The 2,234-nt window shown below is 69.6% G+C and carries 2 protein-coding genes; both read right to left on the reverse strand.

Features of this window, described 5'->3' with window-relative positions; translation table 11 throughout:
- Positions 1–579, reverse strand: a 579-nt coding sequence (locus ACYPYD_RS21255; RefSeq protein WP_459665336.1) for a GntR family transcriptional regulator, incomplete at its 3' end; no start/stop codon positions are given.
- A gap of 163 nt (positions 580–742) precedes the next feature.
- Entirely contained in the window at positions 743–2,140 is a 1,398-nt protein-coding gene (locus tag ACYPYD_RS21260) for an efflux transporter outer membrane subunit (protein ID WP_459665338.1), read from the reverse strand.
- Positions 2,141–2,234: the final 94 nt, after the last annotated feature.

Below are 2,234 nucleotides of genomic sequence, written 5' to 3' on the forward strand. Positions count from 1 at the left end.
TTCGGCCCAATCGGGATCGCGCTGGCCGAGTGCGGTGGTGATCTCGACGTGCTCGCGGTAGCTGCGCAGGAGTTGCTCGCGGCTGTAGGCACGCACCGTCTGCTGGACGACCGGCTGCAGCACCAGCTTGCCGAGCAGCGCGGCGAGGCGGTCGGAGGCCGCCGTCTCCAGGATCAGCGCATGAAAGCGGGCATTGGCGGCAAGGTAGGCAGGCAGGTCGAAATCGAGCGCCTCGATCACCGTACGCATGGCCTCGTTCGCGGCGTTCAGACCGGCGATGACGCTTGTGTTTGCCCGGCTGGCGGCACGGCGGACGGCGTAGGCTTCAAGCATGCCGCGAAGGACGAAGACCTCCTCGAGATCGTCGTTGTTCCATTCGGCCACGAAGGAGCGCTGGCTGTCGGTGCGGCGCACGAAAAGCTCGGCCTCAAGTTGTCGGATCGCGGCGCGGACGGGGGTGCGCGAGACGCCGCAGAGCGCCGCCAGTTCCTCTTCCTTGAGCTGCGTGCCGGGGGGGAGTTCGCCCGAGAGAATGCGGCTGCGCAACTCTTCATAAGCCTGATCGCTGGCTTTCGACACCTCGAACCTTCCTGCATTCGGCGGCACCCAGAGGGGGGCTAACGGCACCCAAAGGGGGGCATGGCGCAACCGGGCAGTCCGGAAAGGACCGCTTCAAAGCGCCATGCCCCCCTTGCAATGATACGCCAGCCGGGCCGTGCGTGAAAGCTCTTTGTATACTAAACTACCAGCGCCCTCCCAGCGCGCGGAACAGATCGACTTGCGCGAAGGCCACCTCGCGTTTTGCGGCTGCGGAATCCGCTTCGGCGCTGGCAAGGGTGCGCTGGGCGTCGAGGACGTTGAGGGCATCGATCTGACCCCGGCTCTGGCGGGCGAGGCTGACGTTGGCTGCGCGGTTCGCCGCATCGCGCGAGGCGGCGAGGCGTTCCTGCCGGAGCAGGGCGTTGCGGTAGGCGGACAATGCGGTTTCCGTTTCGCCCAGCGCGGTCAGCACGGTGCCGTCGAAGGTGGCGAGATCGGCCTTGGCGTCGGCCTTGCTTTCGTTGATGCGGGCGCGGATCGCTTCCTGGTTGGGGAAGGCCCACGAGATCAGTGGGCCCAGCAGCCAGCGCAGCGGGCCGCCGCCGAACACGTCGGTCGCGCCGACCGCCGTGGTGCCGATCGAGCCGCCCAGCGTGATGCGCGGGTAGAGGTCCGCCGTCGCCACGCCGATGCGCGCGGTATCGGCGGCGAGGCGGCGCTCGGCGGCCTTCACGTCGGGGCGGCGGGCGAGCAGCGTGGCGCCGTCGCCGACCGGGATGGGGGTGGCGACATTGGGGGTGGTGTCGCGGGCGATCACGCTGTCGGGCAAGTCCTGCGGGGTGCGGCCGGTCAGGACGGCGATGCGGAACAGGGCGGCGTCGCGGCGGGCCTGCAAGGTCGGGATGGCGGCCGCCTGTGCCTCGCGCAGTTGGGTGACGCGGATGACGTCGAGCTTCTGGTTGAGGCCGCGTTCGAAGCGGGCGTTGGTGATGCGTTCCGAGCGGGCGAGCAGGTCCACGGTGCGCTGGGCGACGTCGATCTGTTCGTTGGCGCTGGTGGCGTCGACATAGGCGCGCACGGTGTCGGCGACGACGGTGACGCGCACCGCGTCGGCATCCTCCTGCGCGGCGGCTAGGTCCGCGCGCGAGGCTTCGATACCGCGCTTGACGCGGCCGAACAGGTCCACCTCGTAGTTGACCGAGAGCCCGCCATCGACGCGGCGGCCCTCGCGGTCGAAGCCGGGGAGCACCTGTGCCTCGGAGACGCGGCCGTACGTGCCGGTGGCGCTGAGGTCGGTGGACGGCAGGCGGTCGGCGCGCGATCCGCGCAAAGTGGCGCGGGCCTTCTCGATGCGGGCCACGGCGACACGGATGTCGGTGTTGGCGGCCAGCGCGTCGGTGACGAGGGCGTTCAGCGCCGGGTCGTTGTAGAGCTTCCACCAGGTGTCGTCGGGCGCGGCCGTGGTGACGTCGGCGCTCTGCACGCCGACGAAAGGGGCCTCGGCCGAAGCGGGCGGGGTGGGGGCCACATGGTCCGGCCCGACGGCGCAGGCGGAAAGGGCGGTGGCGGCGAGGAGCGCCGCTAAAGTCTGCTTCATCATCGGATATGTCCTGTTTCGATGAAATCGTGAGGTGGGCGCGGGGGGCTTCGACAAGCTCAGCCTGAGCGGGGTTGGGGGGATTCCGCGAAGCCTT

It is taken from the genome of Novosphingobium sp. 11B (assembly GCF_054589055.1).

Bases quoted from the DNA above. Each gene is read 5' to 3' on its own strand.
- ACYPYD_RS21260 (WP_459665338.1), bottom strand. From the start codon at position 2,140: ATGATGAAGCAGACTTTAGCGGCGCTCCTCGCCGCCACCGCCCTTTCC.